A 20,662-nucleotide genomic window follows, 5' to 3' on the forward strand; every position below is an offset into this window, starting at 1 on the left:
GGAGCCCATCGGGTACATTCCGCCGGCAGAAGCTGAGGAAAACTACTACCGGCAACTCGCCAGTCAGGCCACCTCGGTGGTGGCCTGACTTAAACCAAATAGCCTCCACGGAACCCGGCGTGATTCACCAAGCATGACAGCCACAACAACGCAATCGATCACGCCCAGATTCGCGCGCAGCAACTTGATAAGACCCACCGCATTTTCCCTATCGATGCGCGCGACAAAACCTTTGCAGAAGCACACCTAAACGACATCTTTAGTGAAGCACGCAAGATGCTCGCAGTGACGCTTCCATGGGAAGAAAACTCAGCCGAGTAACGCATAACGAAAAAGCCCGCAGGGCGTGAACCTTGCGGGCTTTGTTTTTATGGGCGTGACAAGCCATCGTGGGCCTGCCCCAGTCTGGCTGGGGGATGTTTCGCTGGGAGCATGGGAGGCCTAAGCACAGCCCGTATAGCCCTCCTATCAATCTAACGCATACCGAACGTTATCACAACAATCGGCCTACGTCAAACTTCTATCGCAGCAGCTTGAACATGCGACCACCATGCGCAGCCCGGCAACCCATCACGTAATCGATCAACAGTTGAGCGTCCCGGTTGCCGGGCTCCTTTCGCACCTTCTCGCCCTTGCACCGTGGGCACTTGTGATCCCTCTCACCCTTGACCACCACGCCAGCGCCAGCGCAGACCTTGCAGCGGGAGTCCAACAACCACTCCAGGGCCAGCACGATGGCATCGGCGCCGGATTGCAGCTTGCGCTGATCCACCACCCACAGCAGCGCCGCGTAGACGCGCTTCATGTCTTCCTTCGTCGGATTGCTGATCAGGCGCAGGTAGTGGGCCGCTATGTTCTTGTGGCTCATACCACTGGCCTTGATCAGGTCTACTTGGCCAATCAGGTGGGGCATGTCGCGCAGGCTGGTTGCGCGGGTGGCTGCGAGATAGCGTTCTTCGATCAATTGGTACTCCCTGTTGTGTCTTCAGCCCATTGGGGCAAGTGTTTCGGCCATTGGCCAGATTTCAAAATCAGTGCGCGGGTCGCCGCCGCCATGCGCGCGCCCCAGGTGCGATGTGCTTCGCGGCCACCAGAAAGGAGTCGGTACTGATCAAAAGCGGGATGGCATCCTGCGCGGCCCGGGTGATCGCAGCACAGCGGCAAGCCGCGGCGATCGTCCACCTTCAGGCCCATGCCCTTCCCCATGTTTTCGTGCGCGTGCTGGCTTCGGCCGCAGATGCCGCACCAGGCGCAAGGCAGGCAAGCAACCAGACGGCGGTAGGCCTCACAGCGCACGACGTCATCCTTGGGGCATGCCTGCACCGAGGCGCCCGCGTCCAGCGCCAGCATCGCGCCAGGCCGGACCAGGTGCTGCGTGGCCTGGGCGCTGGTAGTCATACGCTCGGCGCGAGCGGCCAAGCGTTCCTCGCGGCTGACGCTGGGCGCCACCTTCCAGCCGCCGCCCATCTGCTTCTTGCGGCTTGCTCCGTAGCCGGCCTTCGGGAATTGCTTGGGCAGCATCAGAAAGCCTCCATTTCCCAGCCGCCGCCGTCCTTCTTCGCTTTGGCCTTGATGGCAAGGAAACGGAACGGGTACATATCGGCAGCGATCTTTATCTTGGCGCGCGCGTCGTCTTGCCAGAAGCCCTTGACCTCATGCGCCTCCATCACGCCATCGGCGGCCATCACCGCAAAGTCCGGCGTGTAGAACGTGTTGTCGGCCAGGCGCAGCTTCAACCCTTCGAACTTGCGCCATTGGATTTCCCCGGCGTGCTGCAGGAGGGCTAGATGCTTGTCGTATGCAGCCTCGGTCTTGTTCATCGCGCCGACCTTGAGCCGGCCCAGTGCGTACATCGCCTTGCTCATGCCGTCGCACCTCGCAGCGACAGCTGGTGCTTTGCCCACTCGCCTGCAACCCACTGCACGCCCTTGGGAGTGAACTTCGTCGAGGCGAAAGCGTGGTCGTTGTGAGTGGCCACGCCGGTCTTGACGACAAAGCGGCCCGCATCGATGTGGTTCTGGTGCGCCGTCCACGCGCTGCCCAGGCGGTACATGATCCGGCGGCTGGCAAGGAACTCGCGAAAGTCGACCTCGTTGGCGCGCAACAGCTTGGCCACTTCGCGGAAGCCCTTGGCGCCATCTGCCAGGACATAGCGGTCCACGAATTCGACCTTGGGGGCCGCCAGCGCCAGCGCGGCCTGCTGCTGCTCCATCTGTTCAGCCTGCTCAGCAGCCAAGCGCAGGGCCTGGACCATGGTCTGCGGGACGGCCGGCGCCAGCTGGGCCTCAAGCTCCTGCCAGCGGTCGACCACCTTGGCCGTGAACTCGGGCGACAAGCGAGCCACCACCACCAGGGTGTCGCGCTTACTCAAGAGATACTGCTTTTCACGAACACCGTTGCCGCCAGGAATCCCAACCTCAATTTGAGGATTGGATATCAGGCCGGCATCGTGCAGGTCAGCGATCGTGCGCTTCACGTTGTCGTGGCGCTTATCGGTCAGGTCCGCAATCTCGCGGCTGCTCATCGTCGCTGTGGCAAGGGTCATGTGCATCACTTCGCTCCTTCTTGCTTTTGCTGCGCCTGCTGCTCGACAAGACGCGCACCGAAGCAAACAACCTTCTCGGCGTCGTACAGTCCGTCCGTATAGCCCTTCTTCGCCTTGCCCTGCCGCGCGGCGCACATGCGCCAGAGGGCCTTAAAGGCATTGCCCTCGGCATAGTTCATGCCCAACGCCTCGATCAGGTCATTGCACTCGGCCATGTAGGGCGCGCGGCCCTGGGTCGTTGGCTTTTCCACTTGCACGCTGTAGTAGCTGACGCTGCTCCCGGTGTATTCGCTCATGCCGATGCGCCTCCCCTTGTGAGTGCCGAAACCATGGTGGCAAGCCCGCCAGCGCCAGCAGGCTTGACCGGGTGGAGGCCATTGCGGATGCGCCAGACCAAAAAGCTGCTCACGCCGAAGGCCGTGCCGGTCTTCACATTGCTCTCAGGGCTGGCGAGGATCTGGCTGGCCAGCTCCGGCGTGACCTTGCTGCTCTTGAGCGCGCTGGCGCGATTGGCCAGGATTCGGCGCACCTGGCCCTTGAACGTGCCACGGCTGCGCAGAAATCGGCCATATGCCTTATCGCTGGCACAACGGATGTGATCAGGATTCAGGCATGCAGGGTTGTCGCAGGTACTGAAAACCCGATACCCCGCAGGCGCCGCGACGCCTTTGGCGCAGTAGTAGGCAGCCCGATAGCCGCATTGGGTCGACATCTTCCCGGCGCGCGCAAGGTCTGGCGCATACACACGCGGGACGCCCTTCCGGGTGGCGCCGCGCCATACCCAGTGCCCATCGGCGTCGATGAAGCAGCGGCCCTTGATTTCTTCGATGGTTCTCATGCGCATTGCCCCTGCAGGCGCTGGGCTACAGCGGCGGCCGTCCGGCGCTTGGCCTGGCCCAGGCGCATGCGATCAGCGCGAGACTGGACCTGGGCGGGCGTGTAGCGTGATGCCTTGACGGCGAACACATCGCGCAGCGCGGCGAGCTGCGCCAGCACTTCGCGCTTCGGCCCGGTGGGCACGGACTCGGGCGCAGGCAGCGCCAGCGCGGCGCGCGGGGCCGGCAACTGCAGCTGCTGCCGTTGGTCATCAGTCAAGGCATCTAGCCCACCCGATAGGCGGCCAGACGCTATCGCCTCGCTGACGGCGCGTGTCCGGCCCACTGGGTCATGGCCCATGCTGATTTGCACCAGCGGGCGACGGCGCATCGCGCGGGCCTCGCCAACGATGCGCCCATATGCTTCGATGAAAGCCTGGCGCGCTCCGAACTTGTCGCCAGCATTGAGCACAGGCGCTGCAGCGGCCCAGGCCTGGGCAATCTCATCTGTCCATACGATGGTGCTCCCTTGATCGGCGCTGGTCAGGGCCAAGGCGTAAGCCTCGGCGGGCAGCATGCGGCCCATCGCGTGATCCACGTACTGCAGCACGGTGCCGGTGAGGATTGGGCCACGGTGTTCGGCGCGGATGCGAGCCAGCGCCAGCCGAAGCAGAGGCTTTTCGATGTGGGCCAGATCCTCGGCCAACAGCATCAGCGCAGCGGGTCGCACCTGCTGCCCGGACAGCTCCATGGTGGCGCCCAATTCTTCGATCAGCCAATCGGTGTCGTTGCAATCAAACATTGCCGCCTCCGTTCTTTTCGCGCATCCGGCGCTTTGCTTCCTCGACAGCGTCGAAGTTGGCCGCGGTCTTGTCGGCCGCCTGGGCAGCCGTGCCGGTCACGGCCTGGTTGCGGGCCCACTGGGTGCGGTAGCTCTCGGCCTGGTTCACCAGCACGCCAACGCCGTGCGAGTTCTTCACGACAAAAGCCTCGTTCACGCTGGCCACGTACCACGCAGCAACCAGCGGGGCTTCCTCGTAGCCCAATCGCTTGACCAGGCTCTTGACGTTGGCGTTCACCGCCGCATTGCGGACAGGCGCTACGCCGTAGCGGTCCTGGTAGGCGTTGCAGTACGCAGCCCAGGTGTGCTTGCATGCGGCCTGCACCGCGGTTTCGTCGTCGCCTTGACCAGCGCCAGCACCACCACGGGCCGGCTGCAAAGCGGCCGGGAATGATTCATTGGCGGTTCCTTTACGGTTCCCTTTACGGTTCAATGATGATTTGGGTGCGCCATCTGCACCCCTGGGGTGCGCCATCTGCGGGGGGTGGGGTGCGCCATCTGCACCACCCGGTGCGCCATCTGCACCCCCTGGTGCGCCATCTGCGGGGGGTGCGCCATCTGCACCGGGTGCGCCATTTGCACCAGTCGCACGGCTGCGCTTGGTAGGAGCTGCCGCCGGCTTGAAGCTGGAGGGAGTGATGGTGTAGCTGGTGCTGGTGTTGAGACGGTAGTCGCGGAACACCAGGCCCACGGCCTGCAGCCAGGCGATGGCCTCTTGCACAGCGCGTTCCGAGAGGCATGTGCGCTTTGCAATGGTCTTGATGCCGGGCCAGCAAACGCCATCGTCGTTGGCCTGGTCAGCCAGCGAGATCAGCACAGCCTTTTGTGCAGGACTCATCTGCTGCAGCGGCCAGCAAGCCGCCATGATGATGGTGCTCATTGCTCGCTCCCAACGTGTGAGACAGCGCCAGCAAGGCACTGCTGTGCGATGCCAGACGCCGTTACTTTTGAGTTACTCATTGCTTGCTTTCGCGAAACGGAAAAGCTGCGCGATACCGCCTGTGCGAGCGCGGGCACGCAGCTTCTTGGCATGCTCTTGCAGCATGCTGCTGGCCATCTCATCAAACGAAACGCCGCGGCGCACTGCTTCGTTATTGATAGCGGCATAGTCTTCATCTGCGAGGCCCTGGAGGTCAACGGGCGTGAACTCGGCCGGTGGTGTTGGTGGTGTCATCGGGGTGCCTTTCCGCGGCCTAGGCCGTCATCAACCCGCTGAACGCGTTTTTGTCAACGGCTTGGCCCACGCGACGCGCAGACAAAGAATTGGCCTCATGACGTTTTGCACGAGCCAACTCCAACAAACCCAGCCGATAGGCCTCGGCGCGCGACACGCCGCCGTAGTAGTCCACCAAGAAATCCATGTCGTCCTGCTCCGCCCCGTGGGCCCGAATCAGTGCGACAGGCTTGCGAACAATCTCGCGTTTACGGTAGGTCATGACTCAGGCTCCCTCGGCGGATGTTTTGTTGGAAGAAATGGATGGGGTGCCCGCCGCACCCTGGGCTATGCTGGGAGTTCCTACACAACCAGCGCCAGGGAGGGCGGACAAAATGGATTGGTCAGCAATAAGCGGCATCACGGCTTCAATCGGCGCTGCGCGCGATATCGCCAAGGGCATGAGCGCTTTGCGCGACTCCACCCTCATCAACGAAAGGACTTCCGCCCTTTTGGAGCAACTGCTCAAGGCCCAGGAGGGACTGCTCTCGCACAACGCCGCGCTCCTGCAACTCCAAGGCGAGCACTTCGAAGCCCGCGAGAAACTGCGAAAACTGGAAGAAGCCGGCCGCGAGCGTGGTCGCTATTCGCTTTTCCAGCTCAGACCCGGCCAGTTCGCGTATCGGGTGAATCTCGTCCCACAGCAAAGCGGGGCCGACGAGCCAGCTTCGACGGAGCCGCTGCACTACGTCTGTCAGCCGTGCTTCGACAAGGGGATCAAATCCGTGCTCACAGGCACGTTCATGATGGGCGTGCCGAATGGTCTCGTTTGCCCTACCTGCAAGACGCAGGTTTTCGACTGACGACATCACGCGGCCTCCTGGGTGGGCTGGGTGGCCAGCTCGGGCCAGATCTGCTGCCAGTCGACGGGGCGAAGGTCTCGGCGGGTGACGGCGCCGCAAGTCTCACGCTCAATGGCTACTGCCAGCTTCTCGGAGCAACTCTTGTAGCCGTATGAGATGTTGGTGATGTGCCCAAGCGTTGTTCCGCAACGAATAGCAAGTTCGCTGCGCATCTCGCGTGAGTACGCCTTAAGGTGTTCTTTGAGGGGCATCCCCAATTACACCCTATGGTGATATGTACTGTCAACACCACAAGGTGACATTCATAGACTGTAGTGCTATCCATGAGCGATATGTCCTTGATCCGGCGCGAAAACCTTAATGCCATCTGCCTGCGGCAGGGTTGGGTGAGCCGAAAAAATGCCTCTGCCGGCTCCCCTTCGGAGCTGATGGGTCGTCTTGGTCGATCTTCCAGCTTTTGGTCAGACCGCCTCAATGGCGCAAAACCCATTGGGGCGGAATTAGCCCGCGAGATAGAAGAATCCCTCAACCTGCCCAAGTACTCTTTAGATGGCGATGCCGAGCTCAGCGATTTCATACAGGTCGCCCACCTCAGTGTCGAGGTTGGCGCGGGTCCTGGTCGAACAAATAGCGTTGTGGAGGAGTTGAGTGCGTTTCAATTTCGGCGCGACTTCCTTCGCTCAGCTGGAGTTAGCCCCTTGAACGCCGCAATCGTGAATGTCGTTGGCACCAGTATGGAGCCGACAATCAGAGACGGGTCTGCCCTCCTTTTGAACCGCTCTGACAAAGAGCCGCGGAACGGAAGCATCTACGCATTCTCATGGGATGGAGACATGCTGGTGAAGCGGTTCCAGATAGTCAACCATGTGTGGCACGCGGTGTCAGACAACGCGGACAAAGACGAGCACCCAGACATTATTATTGACGGGAAGACTGAGGCTCTTATCCAAGGACGTGCGATATGGGTCTGCTCAAAGTTGTAAATTAAAGGAGAGAGGGATGAAGAAATTGACTCTGGCGCTGCCTGCACTCTTGCTTGCAATGGCATCGCATGCTGACTGGAAGTACAGTGAATCAACTGACAAGATGAGCGGAAAAACAGAGAAGACAGCCACCATCGTCAGTGACAACTCGCTGTCTCTTCAGTTTCCATATTCAGGGACCAACCATGCTTTTCTCGTAGTGAGACAACACCCTCGATACGGATTAGATGTGATTTTGCAAGTACAAAAAGGACAAATTCTGTGCTCTTCGCATGGCGGATGTCCAATTCAAGTGAAATTTGACAACGCTCCACCCATCAAATTCAGTGGCAGTCCGCCCGCAGACCATAACCCCACAACAGTTTTCTTCAATAGCGCTAACAGATTCATCTCCCAAGCAGCGAAGGCCAAGAAAATTCTTGTGCAGGTGAACTTGTATCACGCAGGCGCACCGGTCATAGAGTTTGGCACCCAAGATGCGCTGACGTGGCCGACTCAAGCAGCAAGCAAGAAAAAATAGCACGGATGGAGATGAACTGCCTGCCAGAAGGCGCCAAAGCGCGCGGTGCTAGGTCATGGATTCCGATGGCCAGGCGCTCGGTATTGCGAGCCCGATGTGGCCGCGCTCACCAACTGCTGGTTTTCAGCGCAAGGGCCTGCGCAAAACTTTTTATATACAGGCGGCAATAATATGGCGCCCTCGGAAAGGCGACAATCGAATGAGCAAAGAAAAAGTTAAGGCGGCGCTTGAGTCTTTTGATTTCAGGATGACGGAATTGCAGGACGTCTTATCGACCGAACCATTGAACGCAAGTGAAAAAACACGGGCAAAACAACTCTACTCAGGCCTTAAGTTAGACATAAAATCAGCGGCGCAGTACGGCACGGTCGACGGGATAAAAAGGACTAGGACAGATATTGAAGATGCCTTCTACTATCCAGCAATCTGCGGTGCGTTGATTCATTTAAAGCCGGCAACCAACAGCGACCCTACGGCTGCAGACTGGTGTGGCGCAATCGAAAATGCAAAATGCGACATTGACACGATGCTTTTTCAGCTTGGAGGAGGAAGTGATTGAAGGCAGTCAATCGCTTCAGTCAGGACCTTCACACGATCCTGCAATATTTTGAAGTAGATCTCCTCAGATCGCTCTCCAGGATTATGAATCTTCTCTCGTCCGGTCTTTGCCAAGAACTCCACGGCTAAGGCCTTCCTTCGGAGGTCCTCCCAGGACCCCGGAGGGTGAAGCCTCAGCCAACTCGGATACCGATCAGCGCCCGCATCAGCGGGATTTTTTTCGTCTCTGTGATGCGTGGTCATGGGTGGATTGTAGAGAAAATTAAATCCAATGTCACCCTTCGGTGTTGACACGCCATGTCACCTAATGGTGTAATTACTCATCGCAGCACAAACAGCGAAACGAACCGGCCCAGACGCACACAGGGCCACAAGCTGACCGGAGACGGAAGGGGTTCATAGGGGAACTGAGTACCCGCCAGCAGGTTTGTGCACCACGCGGTGGGTGGCACGGCATCGAACGGCTTCCCAAGCTCTTGCAGCAAGCACGGCTGGGTAAACGCAGGGCACCGCGGGCGGTAGCGGGATAGAAAAGATCGTCGGTCGCTCTAGTCAGTACTGCTCTGCCCCCGGATGGGATCGGCAACAGGAACATCGAAGGGCCACGCGAAAACCATCCGCTGGGTTCTATACGGCGGTGAGGCAAACAGGGAGGCCAAGAAAAGAAACGCCCAAGCCATTCGCGAGAGTGGCAAAGCAAAAGCGTCGCGGGTCGGCGCTTTTGTTTTTCAAGGAGCAAGACATGAGCGAAGCAAAGCACACGCCGGGACCTTGGTTCCAGTCGCACAGGAAAGCAATCGTCGGCTATAGCACAGAGGTCTACACCGCGAACGGGGAAGTCATTGCCACCGTCGCGTGGTATCCGCGCCGCTTGAACGAGACCACGACCGTCACGGACCGGGAAGCCAACGCCCGCCTGATCGCCGTGGCGCCCGAACTGCTTGAGGCGCTGCAAGGCCTTGAGCGCGAAGGCTGGCTGAGCCACATCGTGGCGGCCTGCAAGAAAGAAAGTGCGGATGCCAGCCTCTACGCTTCAGTCACCGTAGCCCGGGCCGCTATCGCCAAGGCCACCGAATAACCGCACCCCGAATCACCGCGGATAGGCGCGCGGCCTGGCAGGGGCAAATGCCAGGGGCCATATCCAGAGGGTAGCTGCCTCACGCCGAACAGCGAACGGACGCAGATAGTGATCTGCATAGCCCTGTCCAGAGGGGCCATCAAGAAAGAGCGCGGCGCGGCAAAACGGACTGCTGCCTGGGAATAAAGCGAATCGCCAATCGCACCCCGCCCACGGGCGTCACCAAGGCAGATACCGCTCTTTTTCTTGATGGCGTGACCGGGTCAGCTCCGGCAAAGGGTGGAAGTCCCGGGCGCAAGACCAAATAACCCCCTCGACGCTGCTTCAAGCGAAGCCATCTTCATCAACAAACTGTTTGCCAAACCGCGAAAGCTGTATAAAATCACACCACTGTTTTAATAAACATACCCCAATGACAGGAATCCGTCCCGGCTGGAGCAAAGCCGGGGCCATCATTGAAGTGGCGGCGTGGATGGACACGCGGGACCGTAGAGTGAAGCGACGCACAAACGCGACACGCGGCGCCCATAGCTGGAATCAAGCCCAGCACGCTTCAATGATGGTTAAGCCAGCTCGCGTTTGTACGCGCCGCACTGGTCAGGCATGGGCAGTGAGGGGCCCTGCCGCCATCAACTATCCACTTAGGCCCGCACTCGCGGCCCTTTCCTTTTCAGCCGCGCCCGGCACCTCTCCGCCCTCCCTGATCTGCCTTTGCCGGGCACCCGAGGCTCTTTATTCGCTCCTCATGACCTATCACCACCCTGCCATCGAGCAGTTGCGCGTCATGCGCACCACCCGCCAGGCTTACGGGCTGCCAGCGCCAGCACCTGCGCTGCCGCCCCTTCCTCCCGACGAGCTGCGCCAGCTGCTCAACACCCACCCCGCGCAGCCTGAGTGCAGCGCAGACGCAATCTAAGAAACCGCCCACTGAGGCGGTTTTCTCATTCTGGAGCACCAATGACCAACTCCAACCGCAAGATGTTCGAGAGCGGCGAGGCCAAACGCGCCGATGCCGTTCAAGTTCGCTACGAGAGCATCCACATTGAGCCCGGATTCAACCTGCGCGAGCAAGATGACGCGCTGGAAGAGAGCATCGAATCCCTCGCCCGTCACATCATCGCGGGCGGGCGCATCCCTGCGCTGGAAGTGCGCATCCGCCCCGAAGGCGGTGTGTGGGTCGTGGATGGCCACCGTCGCCACGCAGCCATCGGGCGCGCCCTGGAGCGCGGCGCGGCGCTGCGCAACCCCAAGGACGGCGAAGCATGGATCCACATCGTCTACTTCGAGGGCAACGACGCCGACCGCACGGCGCGCATCATCACCAGCGCAGCAAACAAGCAGCTCAAGGCCCTGGAGATTGCGGAGGGCTACAAGCGGCTTCGCGCCTTCGGCTGGACAGTGGGGCAGATTGCGGAAAAGGTCGGCAAGACTGCAGAGCATGTCCTGCAGGTTCTGGCGCTGGGCGATGCCAACAGCGATGTGCGCAAGATGGTCAACGCCGGTGCCGTTTCTGCCACCCACGCCGCCAAGACTGCGCGCAAGCACGGAGAACAGGCCGGCGCGGTCCTGGGACAGCAGCTTGAATCAGCAGTGGCCCAGGGAAAAACTCGAGTCACCGCCTCCACCGTTGCCGGGCCGCAGGCCAGGGCAACCGAGTTGCGCAAGGACAGCCAGCGCCTTGACTTCCTGATCAAGCGCTGCGCCATCGTGCGCAGCGGCGGAAAAACCGACCTCCTTTCGGAAACACCCGGCGAGCGCGGCTACTGGCTGGAATTTCAGGCCGATGAACTCAGCCAGGCCGGCGTTTTCGCCACCGCCCGCGACGCCATCGACGCAGCGATCAGCGCCAACAAATAACCCACCCCAGGCACTGCCGGCCCGCTTCTGCGGGTTTTTCTTTGGAGCGCGCCATGACCACCCGCATACCCTTCCCCGCTGACGTGAACCCCGACCCAGACGCGGAATACCCGCGCAGCATGGCCCAGGCCTTTCCCTTCGATCCGCATCTCACGCCGCAGCCCCGCCGCCTCGACTTGCTGAATCGCCCGAGCCTCTGGATTGCCGCCCTGCTGATGGTGCTGATCTGCCTGACCTTGACCGGCTGTAGCAGCGCCGAGGCCCAGGAGCCCAGCGCCAGCCCCTCCGAACTCAAACGCCTCGCTGCCGAAGTCTGGAACTGCCCAGGCATGCACGCAGTGTGGCTGGATGAGACCACGGTGCAGTGCCTCAACTACCTGCCGTGACCGACCCCATCGCCAAGCGCCAGCGGGCAAAGAATGCATGCCCCATCCAGGGCGAACACCTTTGGCGCTGGGTCGAGAACATCCAGCAGCCCACCAGCAAGGCCAAGCGCCTCACCGTCTCCATCAAAGGCTTCTACCAGTGCGCATGCGGCGCGACCCAGATGGGCCCCAAGCAGCGCCAGCCACCGAAGGCGAGGAAGAAGCCGCACTGAATCAACCAACCACCACCCGCCACGCTGCGGGATTCTTTTTTGGAGTCCGTATGCCACTGGATTTTGTGAACTACCGCGGCGAGGCCGTCAGCACCATCGCCCCCCCCCAGCAGAAAAATCGGCCCAAGGCTGCTGACGAATCGTTCCACAAAGGCTGGCGCGTGACCGGCGTGCCTCCCGGCGCCCTGGAAGAAGCCCGGGCCACCCACCTGAAGAAATCCCGCCTTGAGCTGTAGAACGACAAGCAGCCCAAGGAATTCATAGACGCGGAATGGCTGCGCAACGCCCGGCAGAAACCGGTTCGCGCCAAACCCTATGCAGTCGCTGATGGGGCCGAGGTCTGTGCCGAACTGGCCCGCAAGGGTGGCTGGCTGCATGTCACCGTCACCGCCATCGAGAAAACCGTTTCCCAAACCAGCAACGCCCAACATGTTCAATAAGCTCATCATCTACCGCATCGCCACCTCCTGGCAGGCTGACCTGGCCGCTGTCGAATCGGCGCTGTCCCGCACGCCCTTCGCCCCATGCGGCCCCACACAGGAGCGCTCTGCAGGCTGGGTGCCTCCGCGCGGCGAAGAAGAAGGCCTGTTCGCCGAGTCGATCGGTGGTCAGTGGATCCTGCGCTTCATGAGTGAAAGCAAGATGCTGCCGGCCAGCGTGCTCAACCGCAAGGTGCAGGAAAAGGCCGACGCCATCGAGCGCACTTCGGGCCGCAAGCCGGGCAAGAAGGAAAAGCAGGAGCTCAAGGACGAGGCCAAGCTCGACCTGCTGCCCATGGCCTTCACCAAGCAGGGCGGCATGTGGATCTGGATCGACCCCGCGGCGCGCTTTCTGGCGCTCGACACGGGCAGCCAGACGCGCGCGGACGAAGTCGTGACGCTGCTGGTCGACGGACTGCCGGGCTTTGCCGTGGCATTGCTCGACACGCAGACTTCGGCCCAGGCCGCGATGGCGCACTGGCTGTCCAGCCAGGAGCCACCCGTGGGCTTCACCATCGACCAGGAGTGCGAACTCAAGAGCGCCGACGAGGCCAAGTCAGTTGTTCGCTACGGCCGCCACCCGCTGGACATCGATGAAGTCAAGGCGCATATCGAAGCCGGCAAGCTGCCGTCCAAGCTCGCGCTTACCTGGGACGACCGGATCTCGCTGCTGCTTACCGATAGCCTGCAGATCAAGAAACTCACATTCCTTGAAACCGTGTTCGATGGCCAGGCCAAGGACGATGGCGGTTTCGACGCAGATGTGGCGATTGCCACGGGAGAACTGTCCAAGCTGCTCCCTGACCTCATCGAGGCCCTGGGCGGCGAAGGCCGCACGGCACTCGGCGAAGGCCTGCCTGCGGCATTGCAGCAACCGAAGGAGCGCCCATGAAAGTCATTCAAACCCAGGTGCTGCTCGCAATCCATATCACCGACCTGGTAGACATGGAAGACCTCACCGTCTTGGTCGAAGCAGGTGCAGCGTCGCTTTACCCTGCCCAGTTGATCGTGCGCGCGAGCGCCCGCACTTGGAACGCCCCTCTGTTCTGCGGCGAGGATGACCCCGTGGCCTACCTCTCGCGAATGAGCGAAGCAAGGTTGCGTGATGCGCTCGAGTTCAGTCGCCCATTCGGCCATCGCGACGCACAGCAAGTACGCACCATGACGCTCGACCTGGGGCGGGTGATTCCCGCAGCCGTCCGAGCCTACATTGAGCGCCCGCAGGCAGCGCCAGCAACTGCAGCAGGAGGTAGTGCGCCATGAGTGTCCACCACCAACCCAAGGGCTCCATGTGCATGAGCTGCAGCAACGGCAGCGCCGCTTGCGGCCAGCGCGACTTCGGCTCAATGCCCGTCATTCAGGTCTATTCCGATTGCGTGAAGGCGGTGAAGTGCAGCGGGCACCGCGCGAGCGCACCGGCCAGGCGCTGCATCAGTTGCGACGCCGCTGCGCCCGCTCAACTCGAAGAAGGCCAGGGCCTGCCCTGCGGCCACTGAACCGCGCCACCGATCCACAGCACCCCGCCTTGAGCGGGTTTTCTTTTGCCTCAACGACTGACCATCATGAACCTCACCATCCACTTGAATGCTCCCGCGCTCACCAGCGTGCAATTCGGCGCTGGCCTGCCGTCCATGGCTAGCTCTTTCATCGCCTCGCTGCTCAACAGCCCCGAGCCCGAAGCTGTGACAGCCGCGCCAACGCCCGACGACACCGGCCGCCCTGCCATCGGCGAGTATTGGCCCGGCCAAGGCGGCATCTACGCCGGTGACTTCCGCACCGGTGACGGCACGGTCTACGGCCTGATCGTTGCCACGGAGGAAGACGTCGGCCGCGCGCGCTGGGCGCCCGATGGCGAGCGCGATCTGTCCGACTGGGACGGCCTGGCCAACACCGCCGCGCTGCGCAAGGACTGCCCCGCCGCCAAGCTGGCCGCCGACTACGTGCGCGACGAACACACCGATTTCTACCTGCCCGCACGTCGCGAGCTGCAGCTGGCCGCGGCCAACGTGCCCGACAAGTTCGGTGATGACAGCTACTACTGGACCAGCACCTCGCGCGGCGAGTACTACGCGTGGGCGGTCGATTTTGAGGACGGCGACACGCTCAGCCGCAACCGGCACTTCGAGTTCCGAGTCCGCCCTTTCCGCAGATTCATCTACTGACCCCTTCACCCCTTTTCTTCGAAACCACAGGAGCATTCAATGAGCACGCAGACCGCAACCCGCACCCCCGCAATCAATCAGCCCTGGCCCGAGCAGGGCGGCATCTACATCGGCTCGCGCCTGATCGACGGTGTCGTGCATCACGTTGTCATCCCGGGCGGCACGGAGTTCGACACCAAGGACGTCGAGTTCGGCGACGTCGAGAAGACCGTGGCCGCAGCTGGCGCAATCAATGGTCATAGCGACTGGCGCGCGCCGGATCAGGAGGACTTGATGCTGGCCTACATCAATGCCCGCGAGCACTTCGTCAACAAAGGCATGGACAGCTACTACTGGTCGCGCACTGAACGCTCCTGGCCGTGGGCGGTCGGTTTTGAGGTCGGCTACACGACCACCGGCAGCCGGCGCCACGAGTTCCGAGTCCGCCCTTTCCGCAGCTTTCCCGATTCATCCCTTTAACTCTTTCTTGCGGGCATAGCCCGCCGCGGCATGGCACTCCACACTGACACCGAGATCTACAAGGCGACCTACGCCCTCACGCAGTTGACCACCCAGTTGGTGGCCAACATGCCCCGGAACTACAAGGCGGACTTCGGCGCAGACCTGCGCAAGCGCTGCATGGCCTTGGTCATGCGCACCTACCAGGCCAACACCACCGAGGACAAGCCCCAGATCCTGCAGCGCATGCGCGAGGAGGTGGAGGCGGTCAATCTGGCCCTCCGCCTCGCAGTCGACCTCAAGCTGATCTCGGTGAAGCAGTACGCAAGGGCCATCGCCCAGACAGAGAGCATAGGGAAACAAGCCACGGGTTGGCAGAAACACTCGGAACGTGCGCTTGCTGCCGGTTTGTCACGGCAATCCGGCCAACGCGCCTTGGAATCTGGTCGAGCCGCTGGGCCACAAGCCCACCGCCAGGCGCAGCAGGGATATCAGCGGCCACGGCCGTAGTGATCCCGCGCAGTTTGCCCGCTGAGCCATTCGGCGGGCCGATGTAGATAGCTCGATAGACCGTGGGCGGTCGATTTTGAGAACGGCAACACGAACAACAACAACCGGAACAACGAGTTCCGAGTCCGCCCTTTCCGCATATCCCACCGAGAAATTCTATGGATCCTGGCTATTCGTTCGAAAAGCTGGTGCAGGCCTATTTTGACTGTCGCCGGCACAAACGCACCACCGCGAGCGCGCTGCGCTTCGAGCAAGGGCTCGAGCGCAACCTGATCGACCTCCACGAAGAACTGAGCGACGGCAGCTACCGGCCCGGCAAATCCATTTGCTTCGCCATCAGCCGGCCGCGCGCCAGGGAAGTCTGGGCCGCAGGGTTCCGCGACCGCGTGGTGCACCACCTCCTCTACAACCAAATCGCTGATCGCTTCCATCAGCGGTTCATCGCCGACTCCGGCGCCTGCATCCCCGGGCGCGGCACGCTGTATTGCGCCAAACGCCTGGAAGCCAAGGTGCGCAGCCAGACCGAGAACTGGAGCCGGCCCGGCTTCTACCTGAAGGCCGACCTGGCGAACTTCTTCGTCAGCATCGACAAGCGGGTGATCTGGCCGCTGCTGGTCAAGCAGATCCCGGAGCGCTGGTGGCGCGGCCTGGCAAAGATCGTCCTGTTCCACGACCCGCGCCTCGATTACGTGGTGCGCGGCGATGCGTCGACGCTGGCTGCCGTGCCGGCGCACAAGCGGCTGACCAATGCCGGGCCCTACTCAGGCCTGCCAATCGGCAACCTGTCGTCGCAGTTCTTCGCCAACGTACTGCTCAATGAGCTGGACCAGCATGTGAAGCACCGGCTGCGCGCGCCGCACTACTCGCGCTACGTCGATGACATGGTGCTGCTCAGCGACTCCACCGAGTGGCTGGCCCAGGCCCTGGCCGGCATCAATGCCTTCTTGCCCAGCCTGCGCCTGCAGCTCAACCCGCGCAAGACGGTGATCCAGCCCATCGACCGCGGCATCGACTTCGTGGGCCATGTCATCAAGCCATGGCGCCGCACCACGCGTCCGCGCACGCTGCGCGTCGCGCTACAGCGCATCGAGCAGATGCCCGAGGCCGAGACCTACGCCGCCGGCAACAGCTATCTCGGCCTGGTGCGCCAAGCCAGCCACAGCCACAAGGAGCGGGCGGCTATCTGCCGGGCGCTGCTCAAGCGCGGGCATCCCGTCGAAGGCTTGCATCTCAGCAAAGCCTTTGCCAGGGTCGCCGCCCGATAACCCACCCAGCCAGCCTCGAGCTGGCTTTTTCTATTGAGGACGCCCATGAAGCGTGACGCATTCACCCTGCCGCTGCAGCAGACCGTGGCGGTGCTGTTTGTCCGCGCAGACAGCACCTATAAGACGCTGCCCGGTACAGACGTCTGGGACATTGAGCGCGACGCCAAGCTCTGGCCAGGTGGCGCGCCTGTCGTGGCGCACCCACCGTGCCGGGCCTGGGGTCGGCTTCGCCAGTTCGCAAAGCCGCGCAAGGGCGAGCGACTATTGGCGACATGGAGCATTCGCCAAGTGCGGCGGTTTGGTGGCGTGCTTGAACACCCCGTCGGCTCACTGCTTTGGAAGAAAGCCGGTCTGCCTCCGCCAGGAGAGGTAGACCGCTACGGCGGCTGGACGCTTCCCATCCATCAGAACTGGTGGGGACACAGGGCCGAGAAAGCCACGCTGCTCTACATCGTCGGCTGCGCGCCAGGCGATACCCCCCCCCATTCCGCTCCGGCTGGGCGAGGCCACGCACGTCGTCCAGAGCCGCAAGCGAATTGACCACCGGCCGCACATCACCAAAGCCGAACGAGAACACACGCCGACCGAGCTGGCGGAATGGCTTTGCGAGCTGGCCCGCCGATGCGGCACAGGCATCGCCGCCGCTTGGCGCGCCGAACAGGAACGGAGAAACACCCGAATGACCAACGCCCCAACCACCCAGAAAGTGCTGGACCCCTGCTGCGGCAGTCGAATGATGTGGTTCGACAAGCAGGACCCGCGCGCCATCTTCGGCGACCAGCGCAGCGAAACCATCGTCGTCACCGACCGCACGCATCGCGAAGACGGTACGCGCACCCTGACGATCAACCCGGATGTGCAGCTGGACTTCCGCGCGCTGCCCTTTCCTGACGACCGATTCAAGCTGATCGCGTTTGATCCGCCGCATCTGGTGCGCGCCGGCCCGCGCAGCTGGTTGGCTGCCAAGTACGGAAAGCTCGGCACCGACTGGCGCGACGACCTGCGCCAAGGCTTCGCCGAGTGCTGGCGAGTCCTCGCTCCCGACGGCGTGCTGGTGTTCAAGTGGAACGAGACGCAGGTGAAGGTCGGCGAGGTCTTGGCGCTCACGCCGGCCGCGCCGCTGTTCGGCCAGGTCAGCGGGCGGTCTGGAATGACGCACTGGCTTGTATTCATGAAGCCGGGCCCGGCACGCGCCGACTGATTGAGGCGCCGTGTGCGTGGCCACGGTCAGCCAACCAAATTATTGCCATCGAATAAACGGGGATAAATCAATGACCGACAAGACAGACACCACCGCGCTTGTGATTGCGGACGAGTTGAATGAATGGGCGCGAGACTATGCGCCAACAGACTTGGCAAAGGCTCTTGCGACATGCGGCGGCGCCTTGCTCAAACAGCAGCACGCTCGCATCGCAGAGCTGCAGGCCCAGGCCGCAGCGAAGTGCCTGCACCAGATCGCGGAGCCGGCAAGCGACCGCGACACACATTTCTTTCTGGCCGGTTGGAATGGCGCGCGCCGAGGTGACGATTCGCACACGACTTTCCGCTCGGCCAAGCGACGCGCCCCGGCATCGCCCGCCCTGCAAGCCGCCCCACCAGCGCCCGCAGTCGTGGCAGTGCCTGGTGAGCTGGACATGGGACAGGTGCTGTCGATTGCTGACGTTCACGCGGAAGCCAGCCTAGAGGATGGCGTCAGGCGTTTGGATCGTGGAGGCCTTTACGCGTTCGCAAAGGACGTCATTCGCGCCGCGCTTGCCGCCGCCCCGGCGCAGGCCGTGGCAGTGCCCCAGGTGTTCCCGCTGCAAGGCGATGAGTCAGACGAGGATGACTTGTCGCCATGGCAAGCCGGCAGCAGCAAGCCGGCAACCGAAGGCCGCTACCTGCGCGACTTCGACGACGAAGGCGTCGGCATCAGCGTGTTCATCGGCGGCGAGTGGACGCGCGACGGGTTCTTTGCGTCGGACATTCAGGATGCACCATGGCGTGGCCTGTCGAAGCCCGCCGCCCCGGCGCAGGAGCATGCAACCCAGCTTGCGAGCCAGGGGCAGCACCCGGATGACGTGGCCGTCGATGCGCTTGCCGCCGCGATGAAAGCCAAGCTGGCCCGCCAGCGCGCCAAGGGCTACAGCGGCTGGAACAGCCAGGAATGCACGCAGCAACGTCTGTCCGAAATGCTGCGCGCTCACGTCGATAAGGGCGACCCTGTGGATGTGGCGAACTTCTGCGCCTTCTTGGATGCGCGCGGCGAAGAGATCGCGCCCGCCCAGGCACAGGAGGATGCATGCCCTATTCTCGATGACGAATGGAAGCGCCGCATGCTTGATGGTCACGCTCTGGTTCGCGATGACATGGGCTGCGGCTACCACCCGGCACTGCCAACGCTCGACGAAGGCATGAACCCGAAGCAATTTTTCGCAGCGCTTGGGATCGAGCTGGCGGGCGGCATGGCCGAAGACCAGATGGACATGGATGCCTACGACGCCATGGTCGAAGCTACCGACTACAACGTGTGGACGCCAGAGGCGCCGGCCGGTCACGGCTGGGTGTTGGTGGCGATCTTCGACACCGAGGACGGCCCGGCCGCATGGTGGATTCGCGAGGCCGCGCCCGCCCAGGCCCAGGAGGATGCGCCCGATGCCGAGCGATTCCGCGCCATGGCCAACGCTGCTATCACCGAGGACGCCGCATTCGGCGAATGCCTGGAGCGGCTGGGAGGCGATTGCAAAACGATTGACGACATCCGGGCGGTTTTCGACGCAGCCCGCGCTGCGCAAGGGGGCCGTGATGAGCGATGACCACCACCGCGTAAGCCCCGAAGGCCGCGCGCTCGGCGATCAGATGGTTCGCTTGGTCGAGCCCGTCATCCAGCACATCGCAAAACTCGGAGATCCCGACGAACGATGCAAGTCTTGCGCATTCCGCGCAGGCACTGTGCCAAACGGATGCCTGCAAACCCAGGCGGACGCCCTCAAGGCAGCGCTTGAACAAAAGCCATTCCTGTGCCACGTCGATCACTACGCTGATGGGCGCCACAAGCTGTGTTCAGGCTGGCTGGCTTCTCAGTGGGGTGCTATCGACAGGCCGGTAGTGGCTTGCCCATGGGAATTTTCGCCTCCTGATGATGTTTCGACGGAAGACGCAGAGCGCGCAGCAGCGCAGAAAGGCGGTGCGTGATGGCCGAGCGCGAATTTCCAATCGAGCAGGTCGGCATCGAATACGTCTGCGACACCTGCCAGCAGGGAACCATGCAGGTCTCGGGCAAGCTGATATTGACCGAGCCCATGAGGTGGCCACACCGCTGCGGTCAATGCGGCGCAGAGGCGGAGCTGATCGAAAAGTACCCAACCGTTCGATTCCGCACTGCGCCTCAGAAAGGCGGTGCGTGATGGCAAAACTAGTTGAAATTCTGGCGCGTGACTGGCCGCTGTGGAAAGGCGGTCAGCGTGTTTATCAAGACACTGACGGCCGCCTGATCGCCAGCGATGGATATTGCTTCAGAACCGACCTTGGGGTCGCGGAAACAGCATCTGACCGGGAAACGGCGGTGATCACAAAGCCCAAGTGGGCAGCAGAGCGCGCCGCGGCGCAGCAAGGAACCACCCCATGAATCAATTCAAAACAGGCGACCGCTGCGAGGTCTTCGACACCGGCACGTCGGGCGATGGTGCAACCCTGACCATCCTGGCCAAAGCGCCGAATAGGGAGTTCACATTGCCGAATGGCACCAAGCACAGCAAGCCTCGGACGGACGACGCCTACGTCGTGCAACTCGATGAGCCTGTGAACGTGCCAATGCAGTTTGCAGGCATGCCGACCAATCAGTTTCGATCGTCATGCGGCGTGGTGTCGGCGGCAAAGATGCGTCTTATTGAGAGGGCCACCCCATGAGAAGCCGCAAACGCAAGTGGCGCGACAGGCGCGAACCCATCCCCGACTTTGCGCTGCCCACCGAAAACTGGCCCCACCCATCAGAGAAACCAGCCCCGCAAGACGGGGC

35 protein-coding genes are annotated in these 20,662 nt (G+C 62.1%); 24 read left to right on the plus strand and 11 right to left on the minus strand.

Annotation, left to right across the window (positions count from 1 at the left end; genetic code table 11):
* Window positions 1–520: 520 nt before the first annotated feature.
* The 10 genes from GVL12_RS23565 to GVL12_RS23610 all read right to left on the minus strand — a co-directional run bounded on the left by GVL12_RS23565 (window position 521) and on the right by GVL12_RS23610 (window position 5,637).
* Window positions 521–964, minus strand: a complete 444-nt coding sequence (locus GVL12_RS23565; RefSeq protein WP_159918000.1) for a hypothetical protein — start codon at window positions 962–964, stop codon at window positions 521–523.
* A complete protein-coding gene (locus GVL12_RS23570) occupies window positions 961–1,521 on the minus strand; it encodes a hypothetical protein (RefSeq protein WP_200844033.1) in 561 nt (186 codons plus the stop codon). The genes GVL12_RS23565 and GVL12_RS23570 overlap by 4 nt, the downstream gene beginning before the upstream one ends.
* On the minus strand, window positions 1,521–1,865 hold the full coding sequence (locus tag GVL12_RS23575) for a DUF1064 domain-containing protein (RefSeq protein ID WP_159918001.1): 345 nt from the start codon (window positions 1,863–1,865) through the stop codon (window positions 1,521–1,523). Before GVL12_RS23575 ends, GVL12_RS23570 begins: the two co-directional genes overlap by 1 nt.
* Complete coding sequence (locus GVL12_RS23580; protein ID WP_159918039.1) at window positions 1,862–2,551, minus strand: phage antirepressor KilAC domain-containing protein; 690 nt, start codon at window positions 2,549–2,551, stop codon at window positions 1,862–1,864. Before GVL12_RS23580 ends, GVL12_RS23575 begins: the two co-directional genes overlap by 4 nt.
* Entirely contained in the window at window positions 2,551–2,841 is a 291-nt protein-coding gene (locus tag GVL12_RS23585; protein ID WP_159918002.1) for a hypothetical protein, read from the minus strand. The genes GVL12_RS23580 and GVL12_RS23585 overlap by 1 nt, the downstream gene beginning before the upstream one ends.
* Window positions 2,838–3,383, minus strand: a complete 546-nt coding sequence (locus GVL12_RS23590) for a hypothetical protein (protein WP_159918003.1) — start codon at window positions 3,381–3,383, stop codon at window positions 2,838–2,840. The genes GVL12_RS23585 and GVL12_RS23590 overlap by 4 nt, the downstream gene beginning before the upstream one ends.
* On the minus strand, window positions 3,380–4,162 hold the full coding sequence (locus GVL12_RS23595; protein WP_159918004.1) for a hypothetical protein: 783 nt from the start codon (window positions 4,160–4,162) through the stop codon (window positions 3,380–3,382). The genes GVL12_RS23590 and GVL12_RS23595 overlap by 4 nt, the downstream gene beginning before the upstream one ends.
* Window positions 4,155–5,081, minus strand: a complete 927-nt coding sequence (locus GVL12_RS23600) for a helix-turn-helix domain-containing protein (RefSeq protein ID WP_159918005.1) — start codon at window positions 5,079–5,081, stop codon at window positions 4,155–4,157. Before GVL12_RS23600 ends, GVL12_RS23595 begins: the two co-directional genes overlap by 8 nt.
* A gap of 72 nt (window positions 5,082–5,153) precedes the next feature.
* On the minus strand, window positions 5,154–5,375 hold the full coding sequence (locus GVL12_RS23605; RefSeq protein WP_159918006.1) for a hypothetical protein: 222 nt from the start codon (window positions 5,373–5,375) through the stop codon (window positions 5,154–5,156).
* A gap of 19 nt (window positions 5,376–5,394) precedes the next feature.
* Entirely contained in the window at window positions 5,395–5,637 is a 243-nt protein-coding gene (locus GVL12_RS23610) for a hypothetical protein (RefSeq protein WP_159918007.1), read from the minus strand.
* Window positions 5,638–5,749: 112 nt separating this feature from the next.
* On the opposite strand from GVL12_RS23610, the gene GVL12_RS23615 reads away from it, so the two are divergent.
* Window positions 5,750–6,217: a hypothetical protein gene (locus GVL12_RS23615; protein ID WP_159918008.1), complete on the plus strand. Its 468-nt coding sequence runs from the start codon at window positions 5,750–5,752 to the stop codon at window positions 6,215–6,217.
* A gap of 5 nt (window positions 6,218–6,222) precedes the next feature.
* On the opposite strand, the gene GVL12_RS23620 is transcribed toward GVL12_RS23615, so the two are convergent.
* Complete coding sequence (locus GVL12_RS23620) at window positions 6,223–6,429, minus strand: YdaS family helix-turn-helix protein (protein WP_235033965.1); 207 nt, start codon at window positions 6,427–6,429, stop codon at window positions 6,223–6,225.
* A gap of 111 nt (window positions 6,430–6,540) precedes the next feature.
* Between GVL12_RS23620 and GVL12_RS23625 the strand changes: the two genes are divergently transcribed.
* The 23 genes from GVL12_RS23625 (at window position 6,541) to GVL12_RS23735 (ending at window position 20,553) form a co-directional block, all read left to right on the plus strand.
* A complete protein-coding gene (locus tag GVL12_RS23625; RefSeq protein WP_200844034.1) occupies window positions 6,541–7,200 on the plus strand; it encodes a S24 family peptidase in 660 nt (219 codons plus the stop codon).
* 16 nt (window positions 7,201–7,216) lie between these two features.
* Window positions 7,217–7,720, plus strand: coding sequence for a hypothetical protein (locus GVL12_RS23630; RefSeq protein ID WP_159918010.1), 504 nt, complete (start codon window positions 7,217–7,219; stop codon window positions 7,718–7,720).
* Between the two features lie 55 nt (window positions 7,721–7,775).
* On the plus strand, window positions 7,776–8,279 hold the full coding sequence (locus GVL12_RS23635) for a hypothetical protein (protein ID WP_159918011.1): 504 nt from the start codon (window positions 7,776–7,778) through the stop codon (window positions 8,277–8,279).
* Window positions 8,280–9,020: 741 nt separating this feature from the next.
* On the plus strand, window positions 9,021–9,356 hold the full coding sequence (locus GVL12_RS23640; RefSeq protein ID WP_159918012.1) for a hypothetical protein: 336 nt from the start codon (window positions 9,021–9,023) through the stop codon (window positions 9,354–9,356).
* Window positions 9,357–10,101: 745 nt separating this feature from the next.
* On the plus strand, window positions 10,102–10,272 hold the full coding sequence (locus GVL12_RS23645; RefSeq protein WP_159918013.1) for a hypothetical protein: 171 nt from the start codon (window positions 10,102–10,104) through the stop codon (window positions 10,270–10,272).
* A 41-nt stretch (window positions 10,273–10,313) separates the two neighbouring features.
* Window positions 10,314–11,213, plus strand: a complete 900-nt coding sequence (locus GVL12_RS23650) for a hypothetical protein (protein ID WP_159918014.1) — start codon at window positions 10,314–10,316, stop codon at window positions 11,211–11,213.
* 53 nt (window positions 11,214–11,266) lie between these two features.
* Window positions 11,267–11,599: a hypothetical protein gene (locus GVL12_RS23655; RefSeq protein WP_159918015.1), complete on the plus strand. Its 333-nt coding sequence runs from the start codon at window positions 11,267–11,269 to the stop codon at window positions 11,597–11,599.
* Window positions 11,596–11,811: a hypothetical protein gene (locus tag GVL12_RS23660; RefSeq protein WP_159918016.1), complete on the plus strand. Its 216-nt coding sequence runs from the start codon at window positions 11,596–11,598 to the stop codon at window positions 11,809–11,811. The genes GVL12_RS23655 and GVL12_RS23660 overlap by 4 nt, the downstream gene beginning before the upstream one ends.
* A gap of 50 nt (window positions 11,812–11,861) precedes the next feature.
* Window positions 11,862–12,047, plus strand: coding sequence for a hypothetical protein (locus GVL12_RS23665; protein WP_159918017.1), 186 nt, complete (start codon window positions 11,862–11,864; stop codon window positions 12,045–12,047).
* Between the two features lie 193 nt (window positions 12,048–12,240).
* A complete protein-coding gene (locus GVL12_RS23670) occupies window positions 12,241–13,182 on the plus strand; it encodes a recombination-associated protein RdgC (RefSeq protein WP_159918018.1) in 942 nt (313 codons plus the stop codon).
* Complete coding sequence (locus GVL12_RS23675) at window positions 13,179–13,553, plus strand: hypothetical protein (RefSeq protein ID WP_159918019.1); 375 nt, start codon at window positions 13,179–13,181, stop codon at window positions 13,551–13,553. The genes GVL12_RS23670 and GVL12_RS23675 overlap by 4 nt, the downstream gene beginning before the upstream one ends.
* Window positions 13,550–13,786 carry a hypothetical protein gene (locus GVL12_RS23680; protein ID WP_159918020.1) on the plus strand — a complete coding sequence of 79 codons (237 nt, stop codon included), beginning with the start codon at window positions 13,550–13,552 and terminating at the stop codon, window positions 13,784–13,786. Before GVL12_RS23675 ends, GVL12_RS23680 begins: the two co-directional genes overlap by 4 nt.
* A 66-nt stretch (window positions 13,787–13,852) precedes the next feature.
* Window positions 13,853–14,452, plus strand: coding sequence for a DUF1566 domain-containing protein (locus GVL12_RS23685; protein ID WP_159918021.1), 600 nt, complete (start codon window positions 13,853–13,855; stop codon window positions 14,450–14,452).
* A 39-nt stretch (window positions 14,453–14,491) separates the two neighbouring features.
* The gene (locus GVL12_RS23690) at window positions 14,492–14,911 is read left to right on the plus strand and encodes a DUF1566 domain-containing protein (RefSeq protein ID WP_159918022.1); all 420 of its coding nucleotides are present in this window, start codon (window positions 14,492–14,494) and stop codon (window positions 14,909–14,911) included.
* Between the two features lie 30 nt (window positions 14,912–14,941).
* Window positions 14,942–15,400: a four helix bundle protein gene (locus GVL12_RS23695; protein ID WP_159918023.1), complete on the plus strand. Its 459-nt coding sequence runs from the start codon at window positions 14,942–14,944 to the stop codon at window positions 15,398–15,400.
* 158 nt (window positions 15,401–15,558) lie between these two features.
* On the plus strand, window positions 15,559–16,665 hold the full coding sequence (locus GVL12_RS23700) for an RNA-directed DNA polymerase (RefSeq protein ID WP_159918024.1): 1,107 nt from the start codon (window positions 15,559–15,561) through the stop codon (window positions 16,663–16,665).
* Window positions 16,666–16,710: 45 nt separating this feature from the next.
* Window positions 16,711–17,205 carry a hypothetical protein gene (locus tag GVL12_RS23705; protein ID WP_200844035.1) on the plus strand — a complete coding sequence of 165 codons (495 nt, stop codon included), beginning with the start codon at window positions 16,711–16,713 and terminating at the stop codon, window positions 17,203–17,205.
* A 139-nt stretch (window positions 17,206–17,344) separates the two neighbouring features.
* Window positions 17,345–17,866: a class I SAM-dependent methyltransferase gene (locus GVL12_RS23710; protein WP_159918040.1), complete on the plus strand. Its 522-nt coding sequence runs from the start codon at window positions 17,345–17,347 to the stop codon at window positions 17,864–17,866.
* A 70-nt stretch (window positions 17,867–17,936) separates the two neighbouring features.
* A complete protein-coding gene (locus GVL12_RS26410; protein ID WP_200844036.1) occupies window positions 17,937–19,460 on the plus strand; it encodes a hypothetical protein in 1,524 nt (507 codons plus the stop codon).
* Complete coding sequence (locus GVL12_RS23720; protein ID WP_159918025.1) at window positions 19,450–19,839, plus strand: hypothetical protein; 390 nt, start codon at window positions 19,450–19,452, stop codon at window positions 19,837–19,839. Before GVL12_RS26410 ends, GVL12_RS23720 begins: the two co-directional genes overlap by 11 nt.
* Window positions 19,839–20,051: a hypothetical protein gene (locus GVL12_RS23725; protein ID WP_159918026.1), complete on the plus strand. Its 213-nt coding sequence runs from the start codon at window positions 19,839–19,841 to the stop codon at window positions 20,049–20,051. Before GVL12_RS23720 ends, GVL12_RS23725 begins: the two co-directional genes overlap by 1 nt.
* Complete coding sequence (locus GVL12_RS23730; protein WP_159918027.1) at window positions 20,051–20,272, plus strand: hypothetical protein; 222 nt, start codon at window positions 20,051–20,053, stop codon at window positions 20,270–20,272. Before GVL12_RS23725 ends, GVL12_RS23730 begins: the two co-directional genes overlap by 1 nt.
* Window positions 20,269–20,553, plus strand: a complete 285-nt coding sequence (locus GVL12_RS23735; RefSeq protein ID WP_159918028.1) for a hypothetical protein — start codon at window positions 20,269–20,271, stop codon at window positions 20,551–20,553. The genes GVL12_RS23730 and GVL12_RS23735 overlap by 4 nt, the downstream gene beginning before the upstream one ends.
* Window positions 20,554–20,662: the final 109 nt, after the last annotated feature.

Source organism: Pantoea sp. 18069 (genome assembly GCF_902706035.1).
GTDB lineage: Bacteria > Pseudomonadota > Gammaproteobacteria > Burkholderiales > Burkholderiaceae_C > Comamonas.

Bases quoted from the DNA above. Each gene is read 5' to 3' on its own strand.
- GVL12_RS23570 (WP_200844033.1), bottom strand. From the start codon at position 1,521: ATGCTGCCCAAGCAATTCCCGAAGGCCGGCTACGGAGCAAGCCGCAAG.
- GVL12_RS23575 (WP_159918001.1), bottom strand. From the start codon at position 1,865: ATGAGCAAGGCGATGTACGCACTGGGCCGGCTCAAGGTCGGCGCGATG.
- GVL12_RS23580 (WP_159918039.1), bottom strand. From the start codon at position 2,551: ATGCACATGACCCTTGCCACAGCGACGATGAGCAGCCGCGAGATTGCG.
- GVL12_RS23585 (WP_159918002.1), bottom strand. From the start codon at position 2,841: ATGAGCGAATACACCGGGAGCAGCGTCAGCTACTACAGCGTGCAAGTG.
- GVL12_RS23590 (WP_159918003.1), bottom strand. From the start codon at position 3,383: ATGAGAACCATCGAAGAAATCAAGGGCCGCTGCTTCATCGACGCCGAT.
- GVL12_RS23595 (WP_159918004.1), bottom strand. From the start codon at position 4,162: ATGTTTGATTGCAACGACACCGATTGGCTGATCGAAGAATTGGGCGCC.
- GVL12_RS23600 (WP_159918005.1), bottom strand. From the start codon at position 5,081: ATGAGCACCATCATCATGGCGGCTTGCTGGCCGCTGCAGCAGATGAGT.
- GVL12_RS23605 (WP_159918006.1), bottom strand. From the start codon at position 5,375: ATGACACCACCAACACCACCGGCCGAGTTCACGCCCGTTGACCTCCAG.
- GVL12_RS23610 (WP_159918007.1), bottom strand. From the start codon at position 5,637: ATGACCTACCGTAAACGCGAGATTGTTCGCAAGCCTGTCGCACTGATT.
- GVL12_RS23615 (WP_159918008.1), top strand. From the start codon at position 5,750: ATGGATTGGTCAGCAATAAGCGGCATCACGGCTTCAATCGGCGCTGCG.
- GVL12_RS23620 (WP_235033965.1), bottom strand. From the start codon at position 6,429: ATGCGCAGCGAACTTGCTATTCGTTGCGGAACAACGCTTGGGCACATC.
- GVL12_RS23625 (WP_200844034.1), top strand. From the start codon at position 6,541: ATGAGCGATATGTCCTTGATCCGGCGCGAAAACCTTAATGCCATCTGC.
- GVL12_RS23630 (WP_159918010.1), top strand. From the start codon at position 7,217: ATGAAGAAATTGACTCTGGCGCTGCCTGCACTCTTGCTTGCAATGGCA.
- GVL12_RS23635 (WP_159918011.1), top strand. From the start codon at position 7,776: ATGGATTCCGATGGCCAGGCGCTCGGTATTGCGAGCCCGATGTGGCCG.
- GVL12_RS23640 (WP_159918012.1), top strand. From the start codon at position 9,021: ATGAGCGAAGCAAAGCACACGCCGGGACCTTGGTTCCAGTCGCACAGG.
- GVL12_RS23645 (WP_159918013.1), top strand. From the start codon at position 10,102: ATGACCTATCACCACCCTGCCATCGAGCAGTTGCGCGTCATGCGCACC.
- GVL12_RS23650 (WP_159918014.1), top strand. From the start codon at position 10,314: ATGACCAACTCCAACCGCAAGATGTTCGAGAGCGGCGAGGCCAAACGC.
- GVL12_RS23655 (WP_159918015.1), top strand. From the start codon at position 11,267: ATGACCACCCGCATACCCTTCCCCGCTGACGTGAACCCCGACCCAGAC.
- GVL12_RS23665 (WP_159918017.1), top strand. From the start codon at position 11,862: ATGCCACTGGATTTTGTGAACTACCGCGGCGAGGCCGTCAGCACCATC.
- GVL12_RS23670 (WP_159918018.1), top strand. From the start codon at position 12,241: ATGTTCAATAAGCTCATCATCTACCGCATCGCCACCTCCTGGCAGGCT.
- GVL12_RS23675 (WP_159918019.1), top strand. From the start codon at position 13,179: ATGAAAGTCATTCAAACCCAGGTGCTGCTCGCAATCCATATCACCGAC.
- GVL12_RS23680 (WP_159918020.1), top strand. From the start codon at position 13,550: ATGAGTGTCCACCACCAACCCAAGGGCTCCATGTGCATGAGCTGCAGC.
- GVL12_RS23685 (WP_159918021.1), top strand. From the start codon at position 13,853: ATGAACCTCACCATCCACTTGAATGCTCCCGCGCTCACCAGCGTGCAA.
- GVL12_RS23690 (WP_159918022.1), top strand. From the start codon at position 14,492: ATGAGCACGCAGACCGCAACCCGCACCCCCGCAATCAATCAGCCCTGG.
- GVL12_RS23695 (WP_159918023.1), top strand. From the start codon at position 14,942: ATGGCACTCCACACTGACACCGAGATCTACAAGGCGACCTACGCCCTC.
- GVL12_RS23700 (WP_159918024.1), top strand. From the start codon at position 15,559: ATGGATCCTGGCTATTCGTTCGAAAAGCTGGTGCAGGCCTATTTTGAC.
- GVL12_RS23705 (WP_200844035.1), top strand. From the start codon at position 16,711: ATGAAGCGTGACGCATTCACCCTGCCGCTGCAGCAGACCGTGGCGGTG.
- GVL12_RS23710 (WP_159918040.1), top strand. From the start codon at position 17,345: ATGACCAACGCCCCAACCACCCAGAAAGTGCTGGACCCCTGCTGCGGC.
- GVL12_RS26410 (WP_200844036.1), top strand. From the start codon at position 17,937: ATGACCGACAAGACAGACACCACCGCGCTTGTGATTGCGGACGAGTTG.
- GVL12_RS23720 (WP_159918025.1), top strand. From the start codon at position 19,450: ATGAGCGATGACCACCACCGCGTAAGCCCCGAAGGCCGCGCGCTCGGC.
- GVL12_RS23725 (WP_159918026.1), top strand. From the start codon at position 19,839: ATGGCCGAGCGCGAATTTCCAATCGAGCAGGTCGGCATCGAATACGTC.
- GVL12_RS23730 (WP_159918027.1), top strand. From the start codon at position 20,051: ATGGCAAAACTAGTTGAAATTCTGGCGCGTGACTGGCCGCTGTGGAAA.
- GVL12_RS23735 (WP_159918028.1), top strand. From the start codon at position 20,269: ATGAATCAATTCAAAACAGGCGACCGCTGCGAGGTCTTCGACACCGGC.